General features: G+C 54.4%; 18 protein-coding genes. 8 read left to right on the top strand and 10 right to left on the bottom strand.

Annotated features, from left to right (window positions below):
- Positions 1-8: 8 nt before the first annotated feature.
- From WNY38_RS13825 to WNY38_RS13805, 5 genes are all read right to left on the bottom strand, one after another.
- Complete coding sequence (locus tag WNY38_RS13825) at positions 9-2177, bottom strand: PepSY domain-containing protein (RefSeq protein ID WP_342857940.1); 2169 nt, start codon at positions 2175-2177, stop codon at positions 9-11.
- A gap of 6 nt (positions 2178-2183) precedes the next feature.
- Positions 2184-2684 carry a DUF2271 domain-containing protein gene (locus WNY38_RS13820; protein WP_342857939.1) on the bottom strand — a complete coding sequence of 167 codons (501 nt, stop codon included), beginning with the start codon at positions 2682-2684 and terminating at the stop codon, positions 2184-2186.
- Between the two features lie 336 nt (positions 2685-3020).
- Positions 3021-3209 (bottom strand): hypothetical protein, encoded by a 189-nt coding sequence (locus WNY38_RS13815; RefSeq protein WP_342857938.1) that lies wholly within the window; start codon positions 3207-3209, stop codon positions 3021-3023.
- A 464-nt stretch (positions 3210-3673) separates the two neighbouring features.
- Positions 3674-4582, bottom strand: coding sequence for an AraC family transcriptional regulator (locus tag WNY38_RS13810; RefSeq protein ID WP_342857937.1), 909 nt, complete (start codon positions 4580-4582; stop codon positions 3674-3676).
- Positions 4583-4649: 67 nt separating this feature from the next.
- Entirely contained in the window at positions 4650-5624 is a 975-nt protein-coding gene (locus tag WNY38_RS13805; protein ID WP_342857936.1) for an MBL fold metallo-hydrolase, read from the bottom strand.
- 492 nt (positions 5625-6116) lie between these two features.
- Here WNY38_RS13805 and WNY38_RS13800 point away from each other — a divergent pair, with 492 nt between their 5' ends.
- Positions 6117-8300 carry an ice-binding family protein gene (locus WNY38_RS13800; protein WP_342857935.1) on the top strand — a complete coding sequence of 728 codons (2184 nt, stop codon included), beginning with the start codon at positions 6117-6119 and terminating at the stop codon, positions 8298-8300.
- A 386-nt stretch (positions 8301-8686) separates the two neighbouring features.
- Here WNY38_RS13800 and WNY38_RS13795 read toward each other — a convergent pair whose 3' ends face one another.
- The 4 genes from WNY38_RS13795 to WNY38_RS13780 all read right to left on the bottom strand — a co-directional run bounded on the left by WNY38_RS13795 (position 8687) and on the right by WNY38_RS13780 (position 12346).
- Entirely contained in the window at positions 8687-9073 is a 387-nt protein-coding gene (locus WNY38_RS13795) for a surface lipoprotein assembly modifier (protein WP_342857934.1), read from the bottom strand.
- A 147-nt stretch (positions 9074-9220) separates the two neighbouring features.
- Positions 9221-10381, bottom strand: a complete 1161-nt coding sequence (locus WNY38_RS13790; RefSeq protein WP_342857933.1) for an alpha-hydroxy acid oxidase — start codon at positions 10379-10381, stop codon at positions 9221-9223.
- 52 nt (positions 10382-10433) lie between these two features.
- Entirely contained in the window at positions 10434-11519 is a 1086-nt protein-coding gene (locus WNY38_RS13785) for an amidohydrolase family protein (RefSeq protein ID WP_342857932.1), read from the bottom strand.
- Between the two features lie 116 nt (positions 11520-11635).
- A complete protein-coding gene (locus WNY38_RS13780; RefSeq protein WP_342857931.1) occupies positions 11636-12346 on the bottom strand; it encodes a GntR family transcriptional regulator in 711 nt (236 codons plus the stop codon).
- A gap of 165 nt (positions 12347-12511) precedes the next feature.
- Here WNY38_RS13780 and WNY38_RS13775 point away from each other — a divergent pair, with 165 nt between their 5' ends.
- The 7 genes from WNY38_RS13775 (at position 12512) to WNY38_RS13745 (ending at position 19603) form a co-directional block, all read left to right on the top strand.
- Complete coding sequence (locus tag WNY38_RS13775) at positions 12512-13309, top strand: glutathione S-transferase family protein (RefSeq protein WP_342857930.1); 798 nt, start codon at positions 12512-12514, stop codon at positions 13307-13309.
- A gap of 47 nt (positions 13310-13356) precedes the next feature.
- Positions 13357-14349 carry a TRAP transporter substrate-binding protein gene (locus tag WNY38_RS13770; RefSeq protein ID WP_342857929.1) on the top strand — a complete coding sequence of 331 codons (993 nt, stop codon included), beginning with the start codon at positions 13357-13359 and terminating at the stop codon, positions 14347-14349.
- 67 nt (positions 14350-14416) lie between these two features.
- Complete coding sequence (locus WNY38_RS13765) at positions 14417-14917, top strand: TRAP transporter small permease (protein ID WP_342857928.1); 501 nt, start codon at positions 14417-14419, stop codon at positions 14915-14917.
- Positions 14914-16212: a TRAP transporter large permease gene (locus tag WNY38_RS13760; RefSeq protein ID WP_342857927.1), complete on the top strand. Its 1299-nt coding sequence runs from the start codon at positions 14914-14916 to the stop codon at positions 16210-16212. The genes WNY38_RS13765 and WNY38_RS13760 overlap by 4 nt, the downstream gene beginning before the upstream one ends.
- Before the next feature lie 66 nt (positions 16213-16278).
- Positions 16279-17796 carry a bifunctional 3-(3-hydroxy-phenyl)propionate/3-hydroxycinnamic acid hydroxylase gene (locus WNY38_RS13755; protein ID WP_342857926.1) on the top strand — a complete coding sequence of 506 codons (1518 nt, stop codon included), beginning with the start codon at positions 16279-16281 and terminating at the stop codon, positions 17794-17796.
- Positions 17797-17856: 60 nt separating this feature from the next.
- Complete coding sequence (locus tag WNY38_RS13750; protein ID WP_342857925.1) at positions 17857-18705, top strand: fumarylacetoacetate hydrolase family protein; 849 nt, start codon at positions 17857-17859, stop codon at positions 18703-18705.
- Position 18706: 1 nt separating this feature from the next.
- Positions 18707-19603: a VOC family protein gene (locus tag WNY38_RS13745; RefSeq protein WP_342857924.1), complete on the top strand. Its 897-nt coding sequence runs from the start codon at positions 18707-18709 to the stop codon at positions 19601-19603.
- A gap of 620 nt (positions 19604-20223) precedes the next feature.
- On the opposite strand, the gene WNY38_RS13740 is transcribed toward WNY38_RS13745, so the two are convergent.
- A complete protein-coding gene (locus WNY38_RS13740) occupies positions 20224-20865 on the bottom strand; it encodes a hypothetical protein (protein ID WP_342857923.1) in 642 nt (213 codons plus the stop codon).
- Between the last annotated feature and the right edge of the window lie 7 nt (positions 20866-20872).

Below are 20872 nucleotides of genomic sequence, written 5' to 3'. Positions count from 1 at the left end.
AAATTTGGTTAGTAGGTATCTTCGCGATAACGTCCGCTTGCACGCAGGCTGGCGACACTGAGGTCGAAGGGGGTGAGGGCGAGATCAATCTCACGCCGGACAGCGGCGGCCATGTCGGGACCACCGCAGACCATAACGACCGCACCGCGCCGGATGCGTCCCGCGATGTGCGAAGCATCTTCGCGGACGAGGTCCTGTACGTATGTGCGTGTATCGGTTCGGGACCATGCCTGCCGAAAAAGGCTCAGGCGACGATCCGTGAGGGCAGACACCATTTCAAAGTCATAAAGCGCGTCCAGTTGCGGATCGCGGCCGCCAAAATACATCAAATGGCCTCGATTGGATCGGGCTGACCGGACCATACCAGCAAGCGGTGCAATACCGGTGCCCGCCCCGATCAGGACCGCACTGCGGTATCTGGGCGCATGAAAGCCCGGATTGCGCAGTAAACGCGCCTCGATAGTGGTGCCATTGGGCATGTCACACAGAAAAGGAGAGCACTGGCCGTTGGGATGGCGGCGGACGCAAATTTCGACCTGCTCGCCCTGCCCACAAGACGCCAAAGAATAAAGACGCGGTGCCGCACCCTGTGCATAAATCGCCAGAAGATCGCCCGCCTTATGACGTGCGAAACGCCCCTTCACCGGCCGGAACGTCAGAATGTCCGTGCGGTAAGCTTCGCTCATCGCATGGCTTTTGCGTCGAACCAACGCGAGTGTGCGTGTCGGCGGAGTCGGTGGCGTATAGGTGAACGGCAGCGCAACGCCCAAGGCACAGGCAAGGCCGCACTGCCATGCTTCGACCGTCTGAAGTGCATGGCGGTCCACCCGCGTCAGAGGCATGAGACAGGTTAGCCCTTTCATCTCAAGCGCCGCGTTGATGCTGTCACCAAATGCACCAAAACGCGGAAAGTTTGCATCGCCAAAACTTAGAACTGCAAAACGGGCCGCCTTCGGCCAATCGATGCTAGGCAGGCCGCCCAAAAAGCGCGCGGCATTCTGTGGCGCAGCGCCATCCCCGTAGGTCGCAGCAAGGATCAACAGGGTGCGCATTTCAGGATAGCGTGCGCGTGTTTCATTCAGGCTAGCTGTATGAACTGATTGTCCGGCGGCGGTCAATGTGGCATGCAGCGCGCGAGCATAGGCCCAAGTTGTGCCCCCTTCAGAACCAACAAGAATGACGGTATCCGCCATTGCGGCAGGCACATTGTGGGCAATCCGTCCGGTGCCCCCGATCCAACGCCGACGTGCAATAGCGGCTCCTGTTACGGCAAAAACCGGGACAGAGACACCCATCATTGCCAATGCAAATGCCAGCCAACCAAGACCGCGCCCCGTGTGCAGAAGCGATGCCCATTCAAGCAAGATACTGCTTGGTTTCGCCGGAATAAACGCAAGTTCCGCACCGCTAAACTGATCAAAAACCATGATCCCCGCGACGGTTGTCACGGCATGCACATCCCAATCATCACCGGGAATTGGCGGCAAATAACGGCGAAATTCTTTCAATGCGATTGCATCCAAACCCGGGATGTCCTGCGGGGCGATCATGACACCAGTGCCACTGCTTTCAGGCAGTACGATGCGGGGTGTTTTTGGCAAAAGATCAAAACTATCCAGACAGATCAACACGCCTGTCAAAGAGGATAGCACCAGCGGCAGCACCAACGACCGGCCAAGATGGGTGTGCAACCGTTCCGGCCAGCGCCCACGCACCGGCGCCAACAATCCGCGCAACCCGCCCTGCCTGCGCATCAAAAGCCATAGCCCAGACACCGACAGGATCGTCATCACTGCGGCAACTGCGCCCGCGATGCCGCGCCCCGTTTGACCCAGCATGAATGATCGATGCAAATCCTCAATCACGGAATAAAACGTGCTTCTTGGTGCGAGCGATTCAACGCCCCCGCTCATCGGGTCCAGTACGCCTATCTGACGCATATTTTCGGCGACATATGACAGGATCAGCCTTCCGTCTTCGTCCCGTCTTAGGTCTGTGATTTCCAGTCCGGTATTTTGACGCGCGACTGCCTCCAGCACATCACGCAGACTAAGATCAGCTGGCAATGGCACGGCATCTACAGCCGCATGAAAGCCCAGATAGCTTCCGCTGAGCGCCAATACGACGACAAGTGCCGTCGCACTGAGCCCCAGAATGGAATGAAATCGCCGCAGCACGGTCGCTTACCACTGGTAGCGGATGAACCGCACATAGGTGCTTCCGTCAACCCGTGCACCGATACCCTCTTCGGTCAGCGAAATCTCAGCTTCGTCGGGCACGGTCTGCTGCTCTTCGACCGCAGTCTCAAGGCGCAGACTGTATCCGGCGTCAATCATGGCGTCATCGATCGTCACAGTAATGAGGCGACGCTCGCCCGACTTGATACTCGGTCCGGTGATGGGCGCAATGTCTTGATCGCTGCGCGTCAGATATCGCCACCAACGGGCGAGATCCTCGTGATAATCATCATCCGGCCCCGAAACGTGCAGCGTCTCCACATAGCGGCTGTCAGGGTCAACGAGGTACAAGGCAAAATACGCCTCCTTGCCAGCGTATTCCGCCATTTGAACCTGGACAGTAACCTCAACCGAAAATGCCGGTGAGGCTGCGCATACTCCAGCTAAGATTACGGGAAACAAGCGTGCTCTGTGGCAACGAAGATCAGGGAAACTGCATTCTAACATTATGAAATACCTAAGCTTTAAGTGTCACATATAAACATGACTATTTTAGTAAGGTAAGTAAATGACTAAAATAGTCAGATAATGAAGTACCGGCAAAAACCCGCCGAGGGTTTGGATCTCGCGGTCAAAGGCAATACATGGAATCAAGGCAGATGTGCCAGAATGTCATCTATCTCGATCATAGGCCGCACAACGCCATCAAAACTGCCGTGTTTCACTGTTTGCGGCAAACGAATGCCAAAAATCTTCAGTAACCCATGAACCTCGTTTGCCAAATTTATCGTTTTCTTCAGCAGAGCCTTGCGTGTGCTCAGCAGCGCGCGAAGGCCATGCGCCTCACGACTTTTCATATGAACGGGACTGAACCAGCCGGTACGCAGTATTGAGCAATGCCTCGCGCATCTGTTCTACTGTTCTATCTGTCTTATTTCTCATTGCTGACAAGGCGGCATTCACTTGCCGAGCCTCCATGCAAACGACATCAAAACCTTCTCCAGTCAGGCCAAAGAAAAGATGCTGGCTCATAGCACCAGCCTCAAAGCCAATACGTTCAATCGGATGTGGAAAGAAAGGCAGTCCGCGATCTCATTAACATCGCAAGGCAGCTCCCGTTCAAACAGCATCACTCCCTTGCCATCGACAATGCAAAGCGCACAGGATCGCAGCGAAACATCCAGTCCAACATAATATTCCATCATCTATCTCCCTTATTCACAGCTATTCTGTGATCTTAGTGGGAGCTTGGCCTAAAAGCGAAAGGCTGCCCAATTACGCATGCTTTGCGCCCACAGTGCGCTTTGCAAATTCCAACTGGCGTTATGGAGCATGATTTCTCTAGGCTTAGGCCGATAATGGTCAATATCTAAAAATTGTCGTCACCTGCATTCTATTTTTGCTGCTTTTGGCCCAAAGCAGTCGTAGGCACATTATGTGGTAAATGACTGCAATGAGCCCGAAGTGACCAATGCTGAATGTACGTTCAATGTCCATTAGTGGAGCGTTTTAATCTGGCTCGGACTAACGCCCATCACAGCGCGAAACGCTCTGGAAAATGCGCTGCTTGAGCCATACCCGTAAACGTGGGCGATCTCATCAACAGTTCGCCCCGGTTTCTCAAGCGCTTGGCGGGCTTTGAACATGCGCCAGCTTAAGGCGTAGTCCCCTGGTGTCTGGCCCATATGCGTTTTAAAATTTGCAGCAAAGGATGATCGCGACATCCCTGCAATTGATGCCAGATCAGCGAGGTTGTATCTCCATCCATCGGGCTCATGAATGGCCGACAGCGCCAAAACGATCCGCGTATCGCGCATCCCGGCGTAGAATCCGATCTGACTGTCCTCTTCTTGTATGAAGTGCGCGCGTAGTATCGAGGCAAACAAGGCTTGAGACAGACTTTGCGTTACCGTGCGGTTGCCCATTTCTTTTGTCAGCGTTTCGTTCACGATCAAAGAGATGAGCGAGGACACAAGCGTTCCGAGTTCCATCTCGCCTGTCTTTAACAATATCCGTGATGGAAGATTGTTTACAAGTGGGTGCTGATGGGTCAGATCATATTCGAAATGGCCGCAAATCATCCTTGTCGTGGCCTCGCCTGCAAGGAACGGTTCATCGCCAGCCTGCATAAGGGCGATTAAGTCCTGACCGGATATGGCGGGGCTTTCGGGAGTGTCGCATATCGCATGGGTGGCCCCTTTGGGGTAAACGACAAGATCGCCAGCCGACATATGTTCAACGCGGCCTTCGTGCTCGATAACGGCAGTGCCATGGACGATATAATGAAACTGTGCGAAACCTGTATCGGCCACGGACATCTTCCAATTTCCGCAAAAGTTTTTCTGAAAATAGATTGAGCTTCTAAACCCCAAAAGTTCAAGAACGTCGCTGAGCGGATCCATCATGCTTGCCTTTTGTTGAGGGTGATCCCTCGGCGACATCTAAACGTCGCCAAGGGAAATTTTGATCAGCTTAGGCCACTGAAACAGGCGTGTACAGGAACGCGCCCGCTTCTGTGCGGGACATGCGACCTACACCTGGGAACGGGAAGTGATACCCCGCAACCATAAGGTTCTCGTCAGCAGCCTTACCAAACAGACGTTCACGTGTTTCAAGCGCCGCTGCTGGGTCTTGCTCGATGCCCAAGGCCCATGTCGGCTCATTTGTACCCACGATGTAATGCACGGATGTATCGATCAGGTGCAGCAGCTTTTCGCCATTGCTTTCCAGCATGACAGCCATGTGGCCCACTGTGTGGCCCGGTGCTGCGATGGCAGTGATGCCCGGCACGATGTCGTCACCGTCGCCAACGATCTGGATTTGATTCTTAATCGGGTTTAGTTTGTCGTTGCCGTAGCTGAGCATCAGGTTTTCGAAGTTTGCCTCTGTACCCGGTGCGGATGTCCAGTAATCCAGTTCAATCTGCGACATGAAGTGCGCAGCATTCGGGAAACATGGCGCGCCGTTTTTCGTCACGCCGCCAATGTGGTCGTAGTGACCGTGAGTCAAAAACACGTGAGTGATGTCTTCAGGGGAGACGCCGATGGCTTTCAAGCCCGCGAACAGGCGGCCGTTATCAACTATGGCGTCCGGCAAGGTGATGTCTCCCATGCCAGTGTCGATCAACACTTTGGCATCGCCAGTTTCAACCAAGAAGACCGACCCTTGCACATTCGCAGATTCTTGGGGCAAGCCATATTTGGCAAACAGCGCATCAACGCTGCCTTCAGGTGCGTTCGCGCCGAAAATGGCTGTTGGGACAGTGAACAATAGGTCATCAATGACAGTGATTTTCATGTCACCAACGGAAAACTGAGCAAGGGCGCGCATAGGCAGATCGGACCCTGCTGCTTGCGCCTTGGTCGTGGAGGCGATGATGGCAGGTGCAGCGACAGCCAAAGCTCCACCGATGAGCGCTGCGCGACGGCTGATTGTTAAATAAGACATGTCTTTTTCCTTCTTGGATGGTTGTGGAGTACATATCGGATGAAACCTTCGTACTTTGAATAACCAAAAGGCCAAAAATATGTACTTATCGTCCAAACATGGGTTGTGATTTAATCATTTGAGCGTTCCTGCCTCTGATGCCTAGCCAAAAGCAGGAGTGCAGCCCAGTACCGTGAGCGTTAGAATGGCTGGCCAATGTGTATACCACAAAGTGTTGGTTTTAGGCGGCAAGAACGCTCGAAAGCAGCCAGTGAAGCTCATCTAAAGCGAATATCGAAACGTCGTTATGAGACCAAAGTCGTGATGCACACGAATGTGATAAAAAGGACGCGCATTTTACCTTAAGCAACTTAAGCGTGTCTAATTAAAAATATTAACCGTATGGGTTGTTATGCAGCTACCGTAGTAGCTCCAAGCTTGAAACGTGACCCGCTTGTGTAAGCGCAACACGTTCCTCGTTTTTAATAATTTTCTCATGTTAGGGGACTCGTGATGTCATTGACTACACGCTCAACAGCTATTTGCTTTTTGGCAATTTCACCACTCAGTTTCTTAACCGCAAATCCAGGATATGCACAAGAGCTGCCCAGTTTCGCGCTTATTGCAGGGCAGTCATTGTCCAACACCGGACCAACAACAATCGACGGAAATATCGCCGTTAGCCCTGGTATTTCATATACGGGGTCCGGCAGTGTCACCCAGACGGGCACAACATTCATCGGCGATGCCGTAGGGGTGCGACTTCAGGATGATCTGACGACCTTGTACAATTTTCTATCGGGGCGTCCGACGTCAACAGGTGGCGACCTGACGGGGCAAGATCTGGGCGGGATGACGCTTTTACCAGGCGTTTACAATTTTGATTCCGGCGCGCTGCTGTCAGCGGGCCAAACGCTTACATTTGACGCCGGTGGCGACCCCAATGCGATTTTCATTATTAACATCGGTTCGACCCTGACGGCAGGAAGCGGCACAAGTGTGGTCCTTGTGAACGGAGCACAGGGCGGCAACATTTTCTACCGCGTCGGCAGTTCGGCGACTTTGGATACGTCTGCAGATTTCTACGGCCAGATCGTCGCCTTGACCAGCATCAGCTTGAACACGGCTGCGACGCTGGATTGTGGGTCAGCTTTCGCCCGAAATGGCTCCATCACGCTGGACACAAACACAATCGGCACCTGTGTTTTAGAAGGCGTCAGCTTTATAGATGTCATCTCAGATGGTGAAGCAACTGATGACGACGATCCGGTCGATGACGACGACACTGGCAGTGACCCAACGGACGATGGGACTGACGATGGCACCACCGACGATGGGACTGACGATGGCACCACCGATGATGGGACTGACGATGACGGGACCGACGATGGGACTGACGATGACGGGACCGACGATGGGACTGACGGTGGCACCACCGATGATGGGTCCGGTGATGACGGGACCACGGATGACGACACGCCCATCATAGATGCAGCTTTGCGCGAGGTTTTACCAGACAATGCTTTAAACGTGGCGCGTGCTCTGGCATTGCGCGAAATCGAATCTGGCAGCATTCCTCAGAGCTTTGGAATTTTATCGAGCGTCCTGACACGCGCAGAGCTGTCCGCCAGCCTTGTTCAACTCTCGGGGGAAGTCTCAACCGGTGTTTCCCAAATGGGTTTTCAGTCAATGAATACGCTTATTGATCTTGTGACTCGGGCACCACAAACTTCGCGACAGCAACTGGCCCCGGCCCAAGATAATGAAGCGCCTATCGGATCGGTTCGGGATCGGTCCAACGACTATACATCAAAATATGATGCTGTTCCTGCTGGATCGGTTTCAGGTTCTGACGCCACAGCGGCGCCACAGACACAAAACTGGGGCGTGTGGGCGTCGGGGTACGGCAGCAAAAGCGAAGCAGAAGGGTCTGCCGCCACGGGCAACCAAAACAGAACAATTTATACCAGCGGTCTGGCCGTAGGGGTGGAAATCTTCGCCGACGCCTATAGCACATTCGGTGCTGCACTCGCCTTTGACCAAGGAAGCCTGACCTTAGAGGATGGATTGGCAAGCGCTGAGAGTGACAGCGTGAGCTTTGCCGTCTTTGGCACAAGAGATTTTGACAGGGGCTATGTCAGCGGGGCCTTGGCTTATGGCCGCAATGATGTGACGACTGACAGGACAATCAGCGTTGCTGGCATTGACCAATTTAGGGGCGAGGTCACCACCTCAAACTTGGCAGGGCATGTCGAGGCAGGGTATTTCATGGGCACCTTCACCCCATTCGTGTCGCTACGAGCGCAAAGCCTAAAGGCGCCCGCGTATTCTGAGACAACTGTTTCGGGGTCCTCGACCTATGCATTGGATTACGCTGCGCAAACAACGCGATCACTGCGCAGCGAATTGGGTGTCGCCGTCAAGCTGGCGGAAAATGACAGCACATCCTTAAGGTTGCGCGCGTCATGGGCACACGAGTTCAATACGTCGACACAGACCAATGCAACGTTTCAGGCCATTTCCGGAATTAGTTTTACGACTTCAGGGGCCGCGCCAAGCAGTGATTCATTGATTTTGGGGTTGAACGGCGAATATGGTGGGCCTTCAGGCTTCTATGCGAGTTCCAATTTGGTTACAATATATAGCGGCGATACACCAGATTTCGGCGGAAGCGTTCGTGTCGGGTACCGTTGGTAATATGGTGGTTGATTGACCGAAATTGAACATATCGTCTGGACTTAAGCGTTTTTGGGGACATTAAAGAGGCGGAATCCTATCTTTTTGTCTCACGCCATTTGCGCTGACATAGCTGTGGCAAGGGGATTTCGCATTTTATGAAGCGACCGCTTTTGGCATAGATTTCGATGCGCATTATTGTGCCCCTTTGCCGCCAGCCGCATTGATCAGCGCTACGCGTTGATCCTCAAACGATTGTACAAACCTTGCTGGATGCCACATTCCACGGGGTTGAAAATGCGGGGCATCTGGTTTTGACACAGCACATCAAGGCTCTGATCTTACAGCTGGCTCGCCCAGATGACCCGTGCCGTATGGCGTCTTAAATGCGGGTCGCGATCATTTTATTAAAACTGGTAAGACCAACCAATACGGCAATCGGTCGACGTCGACTGATAGAGCGAAATGTTTGAATTTTGGACTTTATAGCCGCAGGACAGTTTTGGTGTGCCCCCCAAGAGTTTAATCCGGCTGTCAGACAAGGAGAGACCAAACCGATAGATTTCGTCCCGACGCGCGTAATCCACAGCGGAAAAATCGTTGTCATACTGTCGCAATGTGGCGCTCAGGTTTACGCCGACACGCAACGTGTCGGTGATCTTTGTTTCAAATCCGGCACGCAACGTTCCTCCCCAATAGCGCTGATAGCCCAAAGAGGGTTTGGAGCGCTCAACTGCACTACCGAAAAGAACCGTAGCGCCCGTTTCAAGTGTCTTGGCCCATGCTAAACTCAATGTGGCGTATAGGCTTTCCCGCAGGACTCTTTGCTTAGGGAATGTTGCACGCACAGCATCTAGATATTTCCTTTTAAATAAGGCCTTTAGCCGAAATTTACCGGCTGTTCCCAGATATTCCCGCTTCCGACAGGTTTCTCTGTCTCACTACAGGGGCTTGGAGGTGCTGCGCGATAGGTGTCGGTCACACACCGCAGAGTGCTGGATCATTGAGTGGCTAAGTCCTTTGGCAAGAATGTCAATGGCATGTGTTGCGCCCTTAGGGCCCATCGCTGCCACGGCATAGTAAAGCGGTCGGCCCAAAAATACGCAATTCGCCCCACGTGACATGGCCCTCAGCACATCCAATCCACTGCGCACGCCGCTATCAAGAAAAATTGGCACAGCATTCCCCACACTTGCGCGCACCGCAGGCAAACGATCAACTGGCGTCGGCAACGCGTCACTCTGGCGGCCACCGTGGTTGGACATCCAAAGGGCATCGGCACCAAGATCCAATGCGTCAGTTGCATCTTCCGGCGTCAGTATTCCCTTTATGATGATCCGGTGTGGCCAACGCGCGCGTACATTCTTGATGTCGGCAGGGCTAAAGCGTGCCGCAAGCTCGCTTTGAACCAGACTGGCAACGCTTTGAGACCTTTTTTCTGCATAACCTGTGAGGTTTGCAAAGGTTGGAATGCCTTTGCGCAAAACCTCAAGCGCGTATCGGGGGCGCATCGCCGTTTGCAGGACTGAGGCCGCGCTGATACGTCCGCCCGGAGGCAGCCCCGCGCGGCGTGCCGTCTCGCGGCGTGCAGGGCTTGGCACATCTATTGTGATCACCAAATTACGAATTCCAGCTGCTTGTGCACGATCAAGTAGGTCATCGCGAATCTCGCGCGACACCGTCGGATAAAGTTGAAACCATAGGTTTCCGCGCGACAGCTGCGATGCATCTTCGATAGAAAGAGAAGCGACAGTGCTGAGCACCATAGGAATGTTCTGCGCCGCTGCGGCCTGAACGATTGCGCGATCTGCGCCGGGCCAGATCAGATCGCCCAGTCCGACAGGGGCGACGCCAAAAGGGTAGGCATAGCTGATGCCATCAATGTCGACAGACGTATCGATTTTCGTTGCCTGCGATAGATAGCGTGGTGACAGGTCGATCCCTTGGAAGGCCGCTAAATTTTTGGCAAGGCGCTGCTCATGCTCTGAGCCGTGTTCTAAAAACGCCCAAGCAAAACGAGGCATCCGCCGTTGTGCCTGTATCGCAAGGTCTTCGATCCGAGGATAGCGATCTTCAGGAGGCAAAAGGAAGTTTGTCATCATTGGCTACTTTTCTTGTGACGTAAAACTTGCAAAGAGTGTCTTATTGGGCAGATCACGTCACTGATCCGTCGAGCGCAACAGATCCGTCTAGCGCAAGGAATGCCCGCGCATTGCCGTGCTTCAGTCGATCAAGCACCGGCTCTTGTTTAAAGGCGTCGTGAAGTCGCCCGATAGGGTCCGTTTCGCGAAAGTTAAACGGATAATCGGTGCCGATCATCACGCGATCTTCACCAAAAACTTTGACCACACGTTGCAACATCTCTTTATCGAACGTCAGACTGTCAGCGAAGAGGGCGCGTGCCTGTATGCTGGGGGACGTTTCAAGCGCCTCGGCCACCGCTGGAAACGTGCGAAAGCCTTGCTCCAGTCGTGGAAGGAGCGCAGAAAAAGTGCCACCACCGTGGCTTAGGGCAATCCTGAGACCTGGTGTTTTGCGAAGCAGGCCGCCGGTCAGGATGGATGCCGCGGCAAGACCTATATCGCTCGGATATCCAAGAATTTGCTGCAGATTTGCAGGGCCAACCAGTCGGTCCATTCCTGTAGGACGGACTGCATGTACGAAAACTGACATGTCGAGCCGCGCCACTTCTGCGAAGAATTCGGCAAACTTTGGGTCGCCGATGGGGGTGTCATTCACATTGCTACCGATTTCGATTCCTGCAAAACCAAGCTCATGTTTAAGACGGTGTAACTCTTTCATCGCCAGATCGTGGTTCTGCAATGGAACCCCTCCGAGGCCAACAAACCGGCCGCGCCCCTCGTGCACCATGGTTGCGATGACATCATTGATGTAGCGGGTCAGATCCGCCGCCACATGCGCGTCCAACCAATAACTGAAAAGCTCGGGCATCGGTGACAGGGCCTGAACCGAAATTCCACTACGATCCATATCTTCGAGGCGGCGTGAGGCCGTCCAGCAGGCATCGCTGACGGTGCGGTACGGGCGACTGTCGATGACGACTGTGCGGTGACAGCAATCCGAAATTTCGGTGCTCGGCCACCCAGACGGCACAGGTCCTTTGGCCCATTTTGGGAAGGTCGACGGGACGATGTGGCTGTGAATATCGATCGCGCCATGGGCACAATGACGGCTTCCATTCTCATGCTGGTGGGTCATCATATTTTTCCAATTTGACATGCTTAGGGCGCAAAAATATTTAGTTTTTTGGTTTTAAGTGTCTGAAATTATTGGCGATAGAAAGGCGTTTCATCAAGAAAACCCCAGTGCTGGCAGGAGAGCAATCCAAGGGTTAATCAGGACTGATCTTGATGAATTATTGGGCCCAAATCCTCAAGAACGGCTGCCGCTGTTTGTTCGTAATGGTGCATCAGCGCTTCGATGGCCCTAGTCGCATCTCGGTCAAGCACGAGCTGCAGCATAGTGGCGTGTTCATCGCGAACATGTCGTGTGGTGAAAACTTTTTGGATCGACAGCATTCGGTAACGATAGAGCCGGTCGGCCAGTTGTTCGCAGAATTCAAGCAATTGATGTGAGCCGCAGCGTGATATCAGCGTCTTGTGAAAGTCGCGGTGTAGTGGTTCCCAATCTGGATTACTGTCGAATGTATCAGGATCAAGCGAGCGCGGCGTGCGGGTTAGCCGATGGTGGGCAATGATGAGTTCTTCGTCCCATTCTGGTGTCGCATTCGCGATGGATTCACGCAAAGCTATCGTTTCCAGCCAGCAGCGCGTTTTCGTCAGTTCGCGCAGTTCGTCAAGATGGACAGGCTTTACGAAGAACCCGCGCTGCACGCGGCTATCGACCAGCCCTTCTGATGACAGCCGGTTGAGCGCCTCGCGCAGCGGGGTTTGTCCTGCACAGTAACGTTCTGTGAGGAGCTTCATCTGTAGTTTCAGCCCCGGAGCGAGGTGCCCCGTTAGGATGTCTGTGCGAAGTTGGTCGTGAAGCCTATCTGCAAGGCTGTTTGCCTTAAGCCTATCATGGTCTGTCCTGCCGCCGTCCATTTGATGCCCTCCGTTGCGCAGCTACTTGTATATATTATTCCAGAACAAGGTAAATATATATATTTTATGTTGACTGATAATTTTATATATATTAGCCATTCTCCTACAGTGATTGGCCGACGGCATTGCGAAATGTGCTGGTTTCACGGCGAGGGAGAATGACTGATGCTGATACTTTACCACGGCTCAACCAGCGTATGTTCTCAGAAGGTGCGGGTCGGTCTTGCCGAACTCGGGCTGAGCTATGATAGTGTTATTCTGGATCTGCAAAAGGGGGACCAGTTCGCCCCTGATTACCGAAAACTGAACCCGTCAGCTGTTGTTCCGACGCTTGTCAATGACGGGCTGGTGGTGGTCGAGTCGAGCCTCATCCTTGAGTACCTAGATCGCGAAATGGGGTCAGGGCAGTTGTCACCGAAGGGCGAGGCGGCACAGGTGGCTGCAGATCATTGGATGCTGCGCACGCTGGACATGCATGCGGCAATCAACACGCTGTCCTTTTCAACCGCTGCACGGGACAGGATTAGAGCCAAAAAGACGCCAGAGGAAATTGCACAGGATCTTGAGCGCATGCCAGATCCAGTGTCGCGGGCGAAGCGCCAGTCGTTGCTTGAGGATGGGCTTGCCTCGGTTCACGTGATGCAGGCGCTGCTGGTATTGCGTCGGGCCTTTACAGACATGCAAGCGGCGTTTGAGGCGCATGATTGGATGATGGGGTCGGCATTTTCGAAAGTGGATGTTGCTCTGATCGCCTATGTTGATCGGCTCGACCGGCTTGGTTTTTCTGGTCTGTGGCTAAATGAGTTTCCCGCCATAGACGGTTGGCTGCGCGCGATGCAGACGCGGCAGAGTTATGCAACAGGCATCGCTGCTTTTGCCGATCCTGTCGCCAGCAAAACTTTGCGGCAGTCTGGCGAACGCTATTGGCCGGACCTTGAGGAGAGGTGGCTAAAATTGCCATGACCGGAGCGGGAGGTTCGGGTTGAAAATCATCAAATGGGAGGAAGACAATGACTATCAATAAATCACTCTGCTTGGCTGCACTGTTACTTGGGGTTGCCCCAGCGGCTTTTGCGGAAACACTTAAAGTGTCGACATTTCTACCGCCAAATCACGCATTTAATCAGATGCTTACGCAATGGGGTGAGGAGCTGGCCGCGAAAAGCAATGGCGAATTGACGATTGAGCTGTTTCCCTCTGGCCAACTTGGACCTGCGCCACGCCAATTTGATTTGGCACGCACAGGGGCCGCAGATGTGTCGGTCGTGCTCAGCGGAGCGACGCCGGGGCGTTTCCCGATGGCAGAGCTCGCAGGCCTACCGCTGACCTACCCGTCCGCTGGCAGCACCAGTGCTGTGACCTCGCGACGGTTGACAGAGTTGGCGCCTGAATATTTGACCGACGAACTTGAAGGGACGCATGCCTTATGGATGGCGGTCACGCCGCCGTTGAAACTGCATACTGCGTCGAAAGATCCATCCGATCTGTCTGCGTTCGAGGGGCTGCGCGTGCGCTATGCTGGTACGATTTGGCAGCAGATGATTGAGGTTCTGGGAGCGTCTCCGGTGCCTGTGCAGCCAGCCGAGACCGGCGATGCACTGTCCAAACGGGTTGTGGATGCCACCGCGTTTCCATTTGAGGCGACCAAGGCGTTCGATCTTGGCCCTGTGCTGGATTATTCGATTGAGCCAGGTTTGGCCTCTGCAGCCTTTGCGGTGGTGATGAACCAAAAGACCTATGACGGTCTTAGTCCCGAGCTGAAGAAACTGGTCGATGACACTACAGGCCCTGACCGTGCTGAGGCTTTTGGCAAGATGCTTGACGAGGGAGAGGCCGCAGCACGCGATTACATGATCGAATCTGGCGGCGCAATGGTGGGTCTTTCAGACGACCAGATGGCCACACTCAAGACAGAGTTCACGCCGATCTTAAACGCGATGGTCAGCGAAGTCGACGCAACTGGCGCGCCGGGGTCCGCATTTCTCTTTGCCTACACGAAGTGATCAGGCTGTCCTAAATTCACAGGGGTAGGGGGCATGGCTCTCTACCCTTTAATGAAAGGAGGGCGTAATGCTTTCACAGGATCGCTTGACGCGAATTTTTCATTATATTGCCTCGCTTGCCATTGTTGTGATGATGCTGACCGTGGTGTCTGACGTTGTTTTACGCTTTGCCTTCAATACGCCAGTGCAGGGTGCATATGACGTGGTTGGATTTAGCCTGCTGGTCATGGTTTTTTTCGGCATGGCGCCTGTCGTCGCACAGCGCAGCGAAATCGTGATTGACCTTATCGACACCTTTTTGCCACCACGTTCCCTTGGATTTTTGAAATGGATCGCCTCGTTTGGGACGCTCGTTTTCTTCGTGTTCCTTGGCTGGTCTATGTATGGGCCTGCACGGGATGCCTACACATACGGGGACCGGTCTCTTGAGCTCGGCGTGCCGCAGTGGACACTTTGGGCGATCGCTTTTGTCGGGTTGGCTGGCAACGTCTGGGTGGCGCTGCGGCGGTTGATCGGCCGACATCAGACCCAAGCCGATACCACCAGTGATTTGGAGACAAACCCATGAGTGTTTTCACTCTTGGCCTCACCGGCGTCGGCGCGATGTTCGTGCTTTTGATGCTACGTCAGCCCGTGTGGTTGGCGCTGGCTATGGTTGGCATCGTTGGGAATATTCTGCTCAACGGTTTGCCTGTGGCCACAATGCTGGCAGGTACGGGCAGTTTCGACACGGCCTTGAATTACGCACTTTCAGTGATCCCGCTCTTCGTCCTGATGGGCGAGGTGGCATCGGGGTCTCGCATGTCCGCTGAACTTTTCGCAGCGGCGCGAATATTCACGACCGGCGTGCGCGGGGGGCTTTCCATCGCATCGATTGCAGCATCGGGTGCTTTCGGGGCGATCTGTGGATCTTCGGTGGCGACAGCGGCAAGCATGACCCGCATCGCCATGCCAGAGATGCAAAAGGCGGGCTACAAAGACGGTTATTCTGCAGCATCCATCGCGGCAGGCGGATCATTGGGCATCCTTATCCCACCGTCGATCATTCTTGTGATCTACGGGTCGATTGCCGAGACGTCGGTGTCCCGGTTGTTCGCAGCCTCTATGATCCCTGGCATCGTGCTGATGCTGCTCTACATGGCCATCTCGGTCATGCTTGCGGGACGTGCAGGCCCACCGCCGGATGCCGAAAAGGTTTCCATGGCGCAGCGTATCTTGGCACTTTTGCGCCCTTGGCAGTTTATGCTGGTCTTTATCGTCTCCATTGGCGGGATTTATGCTGGCGTTTTCAGCCCAAACGAGGCCGCTTCAATCGGTGCGTTTGGCGCGGTGATCATCGGCTTTTTACGTCGGACGCTGACCGTGCAGGGGTTTATTCGCGCCGTTCAGGCATCGGTTCTCATTTCCTGCGCGCTTTTCATGATTATCATCGGCGCAACGATGTTTGCCAATTTTGTTGTGCAAACCCGACTGCCGGAAAGCCTTTTGGCGCTTGCGCAGGCCGCACAGCTTTCGCCAGCACTTGTGATGGGGCTGATCGTGGCCATTTTCATTGTCTTGGGCTGCTTTCTTGAAGGCATTGGGATGGTGCTGATCACGGTGCCAGTTTTCCTACCTATCGTAACGGGCTTTGGGTTTGACCCAGTTTGGTTCGGTGTGCTGGTGGCTGTACTGGTCGAACTGGGCCTAATAACGCCACCCGTCGGGATGAACCTGTTCATCATCAAGGCGCAGTGCGCGACATTATCTATGGGGACGGTCTATCGCGGCATCCTGCCTTTTTTGGCCGCGCCCGTTTTGCTGGTGATCCTGCTCTTCGCTGTGCCGCAGTTGGCCCTGTGGTTGCCCGAAGTGCTTTATTGACAAGGCTTTTCGTGGGTGCCGGTTTTTGACGGCCGCACAGCAAAACATAAATTTCGGAGGAAACAGATGACACTTGAGTGGGATGTGACAATCGTCGGCTGCGGGCCTGTGGGGGCTTATGCCGCCAATCTTTTGGGGCAAGCGGGTCTGCGTGTGCTGGTCCTTGAGCGTGACGTGGCGCCCTATGCATTGCCGCGCGCGGTGCATGTGGATCACGAAATGCTGCGGCTGCTGGAAGATGTAGATCTGCTCGCCCCCTTCGAAGACAAACTTCTGGCGGGTGACGGGCATTTGCATATCGGGGCCGATCACGGGGTGCTCCGGTATCTTAGTGCGGTGGATAAGCCTCGCGCTTTTGGCTACGCTAATGATTACTTTTTCTACCAACCAGAGCTGGAAGACGTGCTGCGGGCGGGTCTGGCGCGCTATCCGAACGTGACCTTGCGTTTGGGCCAAGAGGTGACGGGGCTGGACATCAACGACGAGGGTGCGTGCCTGACGTTGAACGACGAGACGGTCCAAACGCGTTGGGTGCTGGGGACAGATGGGGCCCGCAGTATGGTGCGCAAGGCGCTCGGTGTGCAACTGGACGATCTTAAGTTTGAAGAACCTTGGCTGGTGGTCGATGCCGAGGTCGATGGTCTGGTTTCCTTTCCAGATCTGACGGGTGTGCCCAAAACCGCGAACCTGCAACGGCTGTCGGTGATGATGTGCGATCCGGCTCGTCCAGCGACCATCGTGCCGGGCCGTGGCACTCATCGACGCTGGGAGTTCATGCTGCTGCCTGGAGAGGATGATGTCCAGATGTCCCAGCCTGAAACGGTCGCGGCGCTGGTTGAACCTTGGGTGCGAGATGCGCCGCACCGTATCATTCGCGCGGCCACTTACCGCTTTCACGGTCTTGTGGCCACGGATTGGCGCGTTGGCCCTGTCTTTTTGGCTGGGGATGCCGCGCATCAGACGCCGCCTTTCTTTGGGCAGGGGATGTGCCACGGGATGCGCGATGTCGCGAACCTTGCTTGGAAACTGGCTTTGGTCATTGGGGGCGATGCCGATGCCAAATTGCTCGACACCTACCAACCCGAGCGTGACGCACAGGTGCGGCATGTCATCGGCAAAGCTATTGATGCAGGGCAGTATATCTGTGTCCTTGACCCCGCAGAGGCGCAAGCGCGTGATGAGCGGGTCCGAGCGCAGCGCGATATCCGCACTGCGGCTGATCTGATCGCGCCAATTGCGTCCGATATCATCGGGGCAGGCGCGGGGGAACGGTTCATCAATCCTGCCGTTCGCGATGACGGAGCGCTGTTTGATGCTGTGACGGGGGGCGGTTGGGTGCTGCTGTCGCGGGGTGACCTGTTTCTGACGCCTGAGGCGGAAGCCGTTTTAGCACAGCTCGGGGCCAGTCAAATCATGGGGGACCGCGATCTATCAGACCCAGAAGGCCACTTCGACGCGTGGTTCGATGCACATCGGGCCAATCACGTTTTGGTGCGGCCAGATTTCTACACGGCGGCAGTCTGTGAAAACGCATCGCAAATGAATGACGAAATTGTCGGTCTCGGACTGGCCATGGGCCTTTGACAGCCCAACTCAACCAAGGGTGCCAGCTCCTGATAGCGGCAAAAAAGAAGGAATATTAAAATGCGTTTTATCAGTTTCGAACATGAAGGTCGTGCATCGTGGGGGCGTGTTGAGGGCAGCGATGTTGTCGATCTCGGGGCGCTTCCAAACGCGCCTGTCGGTCTGCGTCAAGCCATTGCTGAGGATGCCCTGAGCCTTGATGCACTGAACCTTAATGGGCCAGCACCGCGTTTGCCCAAGTCATCGGTTAGGTTGCTGCCTGTTATCCCAGATCCGAGCAAGATCCTTTGTGTTGGTCATAACTACGAAGACCACCGTAAAGAAACGGGCCGAGCTGCGGTTGCGCACCCTTCGATTTTCACGCGCTTTGCGGATACTCTTGTTGGGGCACATGACCCTGTGATCTGCCCTGCGGTGTCGGATAATCTTGATTACGAGGCCGAGCTGGCGATCGTCATCGGCAAGGGGGGGCGCAATATTTCCAAAGCTGCGGCGATGGATCATGTCGCTGGTTTTGCCTGCTTTAACGATGCGTCCTTGCGCGATTGGCAGTGGCACACCAACCAGTTTATCCCTGGCAAAAACTTCCCCGGGACCGCGCCTTTCGGCCCTGAACTGGTGACGCCAGACGAAATCGACGACCTTGATGCCGTTGTCGTGCGCTCTATTTTGAACGGCAAAATTATGCAAGAAGCGCCGGTGTCGCACATGCTCTTCCCAATCCCAGTTATCATTGCCTATGTGTCGCAATTCACAATGCTGTCGCCAGGCGATGTGATTGCCACCGGCACGCCCGGTGGTGTCGGCGCCAAGCGCACGCCGCCGGTTTGGATGAGACCCGGTGACGAGATCGAGGTGCGGATCGACGGCGTAGGTAGCTTGCTCAGCAAAATCGTGGCGGAAGGCTGACATGGCGCATGATTTTCCCTTCGAAGGACTGCGCAGCGTCGAAGTTGTGACGCCCGATCTTGCCGCCGCCGTCGCTTTCTATACCGACACTTGGGGGTTGGAGGAGGCATCGCGCGATACCGACTCCGTCTGGCTGCGCGCGAGTGGTTCTGATGTCTACGTCCTGCGTTTGACGCAAGGCGAGGCCACTGGCGTTCTTTCCATGACCTTTCGCGCGGCGGCGGGCACTGATCTTGCGGCTCTGCGTGATCGCATGGTCGCCGCAGGCGGCACCGCCGAGGGCGAGATATCCGTGCTGCAAGACCACGGTGGCGGCATGGGATTTGCGTTGCGCGACCCGTCGGGGCGGCTTTACCGCGTCGTGCAAGGGGACGCCCAAGTCGCGCCGATCCTAGACATAGGGCGGCACATGCCTGACCGGCTGGCGCACGTGAATATCAACACCTGCGATCTTGAGGCCGATATTCGTTTCCTCGAACAAGGGTTGGGTTTCGTGCTGACTGATCGCTCGAAAATGATGGGGTTTTTGCGGACCAATTCCGATCACCACTCGATTGTTCTCGCGATTGCCGAAGTGGATACGCTGAACCATATTGCCTTTAACCATCCGGATTGGGAGGCTGTCATGAAGGCCTCGGGGCGGATGTGTGACGCAGGATTCGGCATTGGCTGGGGGCCTGGCCGCCACGGACCTGGGGACAATGTGTTCCTCTATTTTGTTGATCCTTTCGGAATGGTCATTGAGCATACAGCAGAGGTTTTGCAGGTCGACGGCACCTACTGCGTCGGCGGACCTGAAGACTGGACTTGGGCTCGAGGTCGGACAGACCAGTGGGGCATTGCACCATCGAAGACTGAAGCCTGCAAGAAAGCGCAACTGGCGATCCCGTTTCTTTAAGCGGACGTCTGATGTTCTGATAAACTCTTTCAGAGCCTCAATACAAATGTCTGCCTTTACGCTGTTTGATGAACGCTGGGACAGAACTTTTCGACTGTACCAGTCCATAGTCGATACTAAATTTAGAGACTCTCGCTGAATGGGAATGTTGGTAAATAGGCTAGGGAGGTTGCGGTGGTAGCGTCCTCCCGCAACCAAAAGTCGGCTGCAATGCCTTGCTACACATTTTGCGATACTTACCCATTCGGAATTTTTATATAAATAATTGATATTAAATAATTATTTATTGAACTGTGCGATGCGGTGACTGACTTTCCGCCACATCACCTTGTTATTGGGATCGCAATGCGTTGGCAGCTAAGGCGCAGGTGTTCACTTGCTTGTTCGTGAACACCAAGGACGGCATTCAGGTTGAGCAACCAGTCTTCTGGCCGACCATTTGTGTTCCAAAGGTCGAGAACGGTTCTCGGTAGCGTGACCACGATCTGGGACACTGCCAATACTGCACCAATCCATGTGTGGACCTGTCGCAAAAAAAACCGATCATGCCTGTTCTCAATTCGTTGGATCCTTCGACAAAAAATTACTGCATTTCAACGCGATTGAGTTGCCCCATTCACTTAAAAAGATTCGTTTGTGACGATTTCGCCCTTGATGGCGCGGTACATTTCTTTGCTCTCGTCCCAGTAACCGCTGATGTTGAGGCGCACTGTAATGGGGCCTTCTTCGATATTCATAAAGTAGAACCCGTGGTAGCCCGCAAACGGCGCGGTAAAAGACCCGCTTTGGGTCAAGCCTTCTCCTCTGGCATAGGCCATTTCAAAGTCTTCGGGAAAATTCACGGCGTCTTCGGAGGACGGATGGCCATGGAAATCATAGTAAACGCCATCGCCCTGCGCGTCCAACACCTGCCATGAATACACAAATGTCGTGTCAGCGGGCATGACGAATTTGTATTCGACCTCGCCGTAGTCCTCGATCTGGATGTCGATAACCTCATTGTGGAATGGTGCATCCTCAACGTGGATCAAGCCCTGGACGGATTCATCGATCAACTCTGCAGTTGGATCATAGTCTCCAACGTTGAATGACAAATCGCCCTCAAATTGCGCGATGGTCACGGTGGGGGCCGCCAATGCGGTCAGGCCAAATTTTTTGCCCAAACCTGTCGGGTCAATTCCGTATTCCGCTGGTAAAACAGCGACGATCAAAAGCGCGCCGCCAGTAACGACCCCAAGGGTGAGTTTTGAAATAAGGTTCATGATGGTC

The sequence above is a fragment of the Pacificibacter sp. AS14 genome (assembly GCF_038899935.1).
In the GTDB taxonomy this organism is placed as follows: domain Bacteria; phylum Pseudomonadota; class Alphaproteobacteria; order Rhodobacterales; family Rhodobacteraceae; genus Celeribacter.
The sequence above is the reverse complement of the archived record's forward strand: the minus strand, read 5'-3'. Positions and strand labels throughout refer to the sequence as shown.

What these genes read in the sequence shown, in the direction of transcription:
- WNY38_RS13790 (WP_342857933.1), bottom strand. Translation starts at nt 10,381, where the DNA reads ATGATGACAAACTTCCTTTTGCCTCCTGAAGATCGCTATCCTCGGATC.
- WNY38_RS13780 (WP_342857931.1), bottom strand. Translation starts at nt 12,346, where the DNA reads ATGGACGGCGGCAGGACAGACCATGATAGGCTTAAGGCAAACAGCCTT.
- WNY38_RS13815 (WP_342857938.1), bottom strand. Translation starts at nt 3,209, where the DNA reads ATGAGCCAGCATCTTTTCTTTGGCCTGACTGGAGAAGGTTTTGATGTC.
- WNY38_RS13745 (WP_342857924.1), top strand. Translation starts at nt 18,707, where the DNA reads ATGGCGCATGATTTTCCCTTCGAAGGACTGCGCAGCGTCGAAGTTGTG.
- WNY38_RS13750 (WP_342857925.1), top strand. Translation starts at nt 17,857, where the DNA reads ATGCGTTTTATCAGTTTCGAACATGAAGGTCGTGCATCGTGGGGGCGT.
- WNY38_RS13760 (WP_342857927.1), top strand. Translation starts at nt 14,914, where the DNA reads ATGAGTGTTTTCACTCTTGGCCTCACCGGCGTCGGCGCGATGTTCGTG.
- WNY38_RS13755 (WP_342857926.1), top strand. Translation starts at nt 16,279, where the DNA reads ATGACACTTGAGTGGGATGTGACAATCGTCGGCTGCGGGCCTGTGGGG.
- WNY38_RS13800 (WP_342857935.1), top strand. Translation starts at nt 6,117, where the DNA reads ATGTCATTGACTACACGCTCAACAGCTATTTGCTTTTTGGCAATTTCA.
- WNY38_RS13740 (WP_342857923.1), bottom strand. Translation starts at nt 20,865, where the DNA reads ATGAACCTTATTTCAAAACTCACCCTTGGGGTCGTTACTGGCGGCGCG.
- WNY38_RS13820 (WP_342857939.1), bottom strand. Translation starts at nt 2,684, where the DNA reads ATGTTAGAATGCAGTTTCCCTGATCTTCGTTGCCACAGAGCACGCTTG.
- WNY38_RS13810 (WP_342857937.1), bottom strand. Translation starts at nt 4,582, where the DNA reads ATGATGGATCCGCTCAGCGACGTTCTTGAACTTTTGGGGTTTAGAAGC.
- WNY38_RS13765 (WP_342857928.1), top strand. Translation starts at nt 14,417, where the DNA reads ATGCTTTCACAGGATCGCTTGACGCGAATTTTTCATTATATTGCCTCG.
- WNY38_RS13805 (WP_342857936.1), bottom strand. Translation starts at nt 5,624, where the DNA reads ATGTCTTATTTAACAATCAGCCGTCGCGCAGCGCTCATCGGTGGAGCT.
- WNY38_RS13785 (WP_342857932.1), bottom strand. Translation starts at nt 11,519, where the DNA reads ATGTCAAATTGGAAAAATATGATGACCCACCAGCATGAGAATGGAAGC.
- WNY38_RS13770 (WP_342857929.1), top strand. Translation starts at nt 13,357, where the DNA reads ATGACTATCAATAAATCACTCTGCTTGGCTGCACTGTTACTTGGGGTT.
- WNY38_RS13775 (WP_342857930.1), top strand. Translation starts at nt 12,512, where the DNA reads ATGCTGATACTTTACCACGGCTCAACCAGCGTATGTTCTCAGAAGGTG.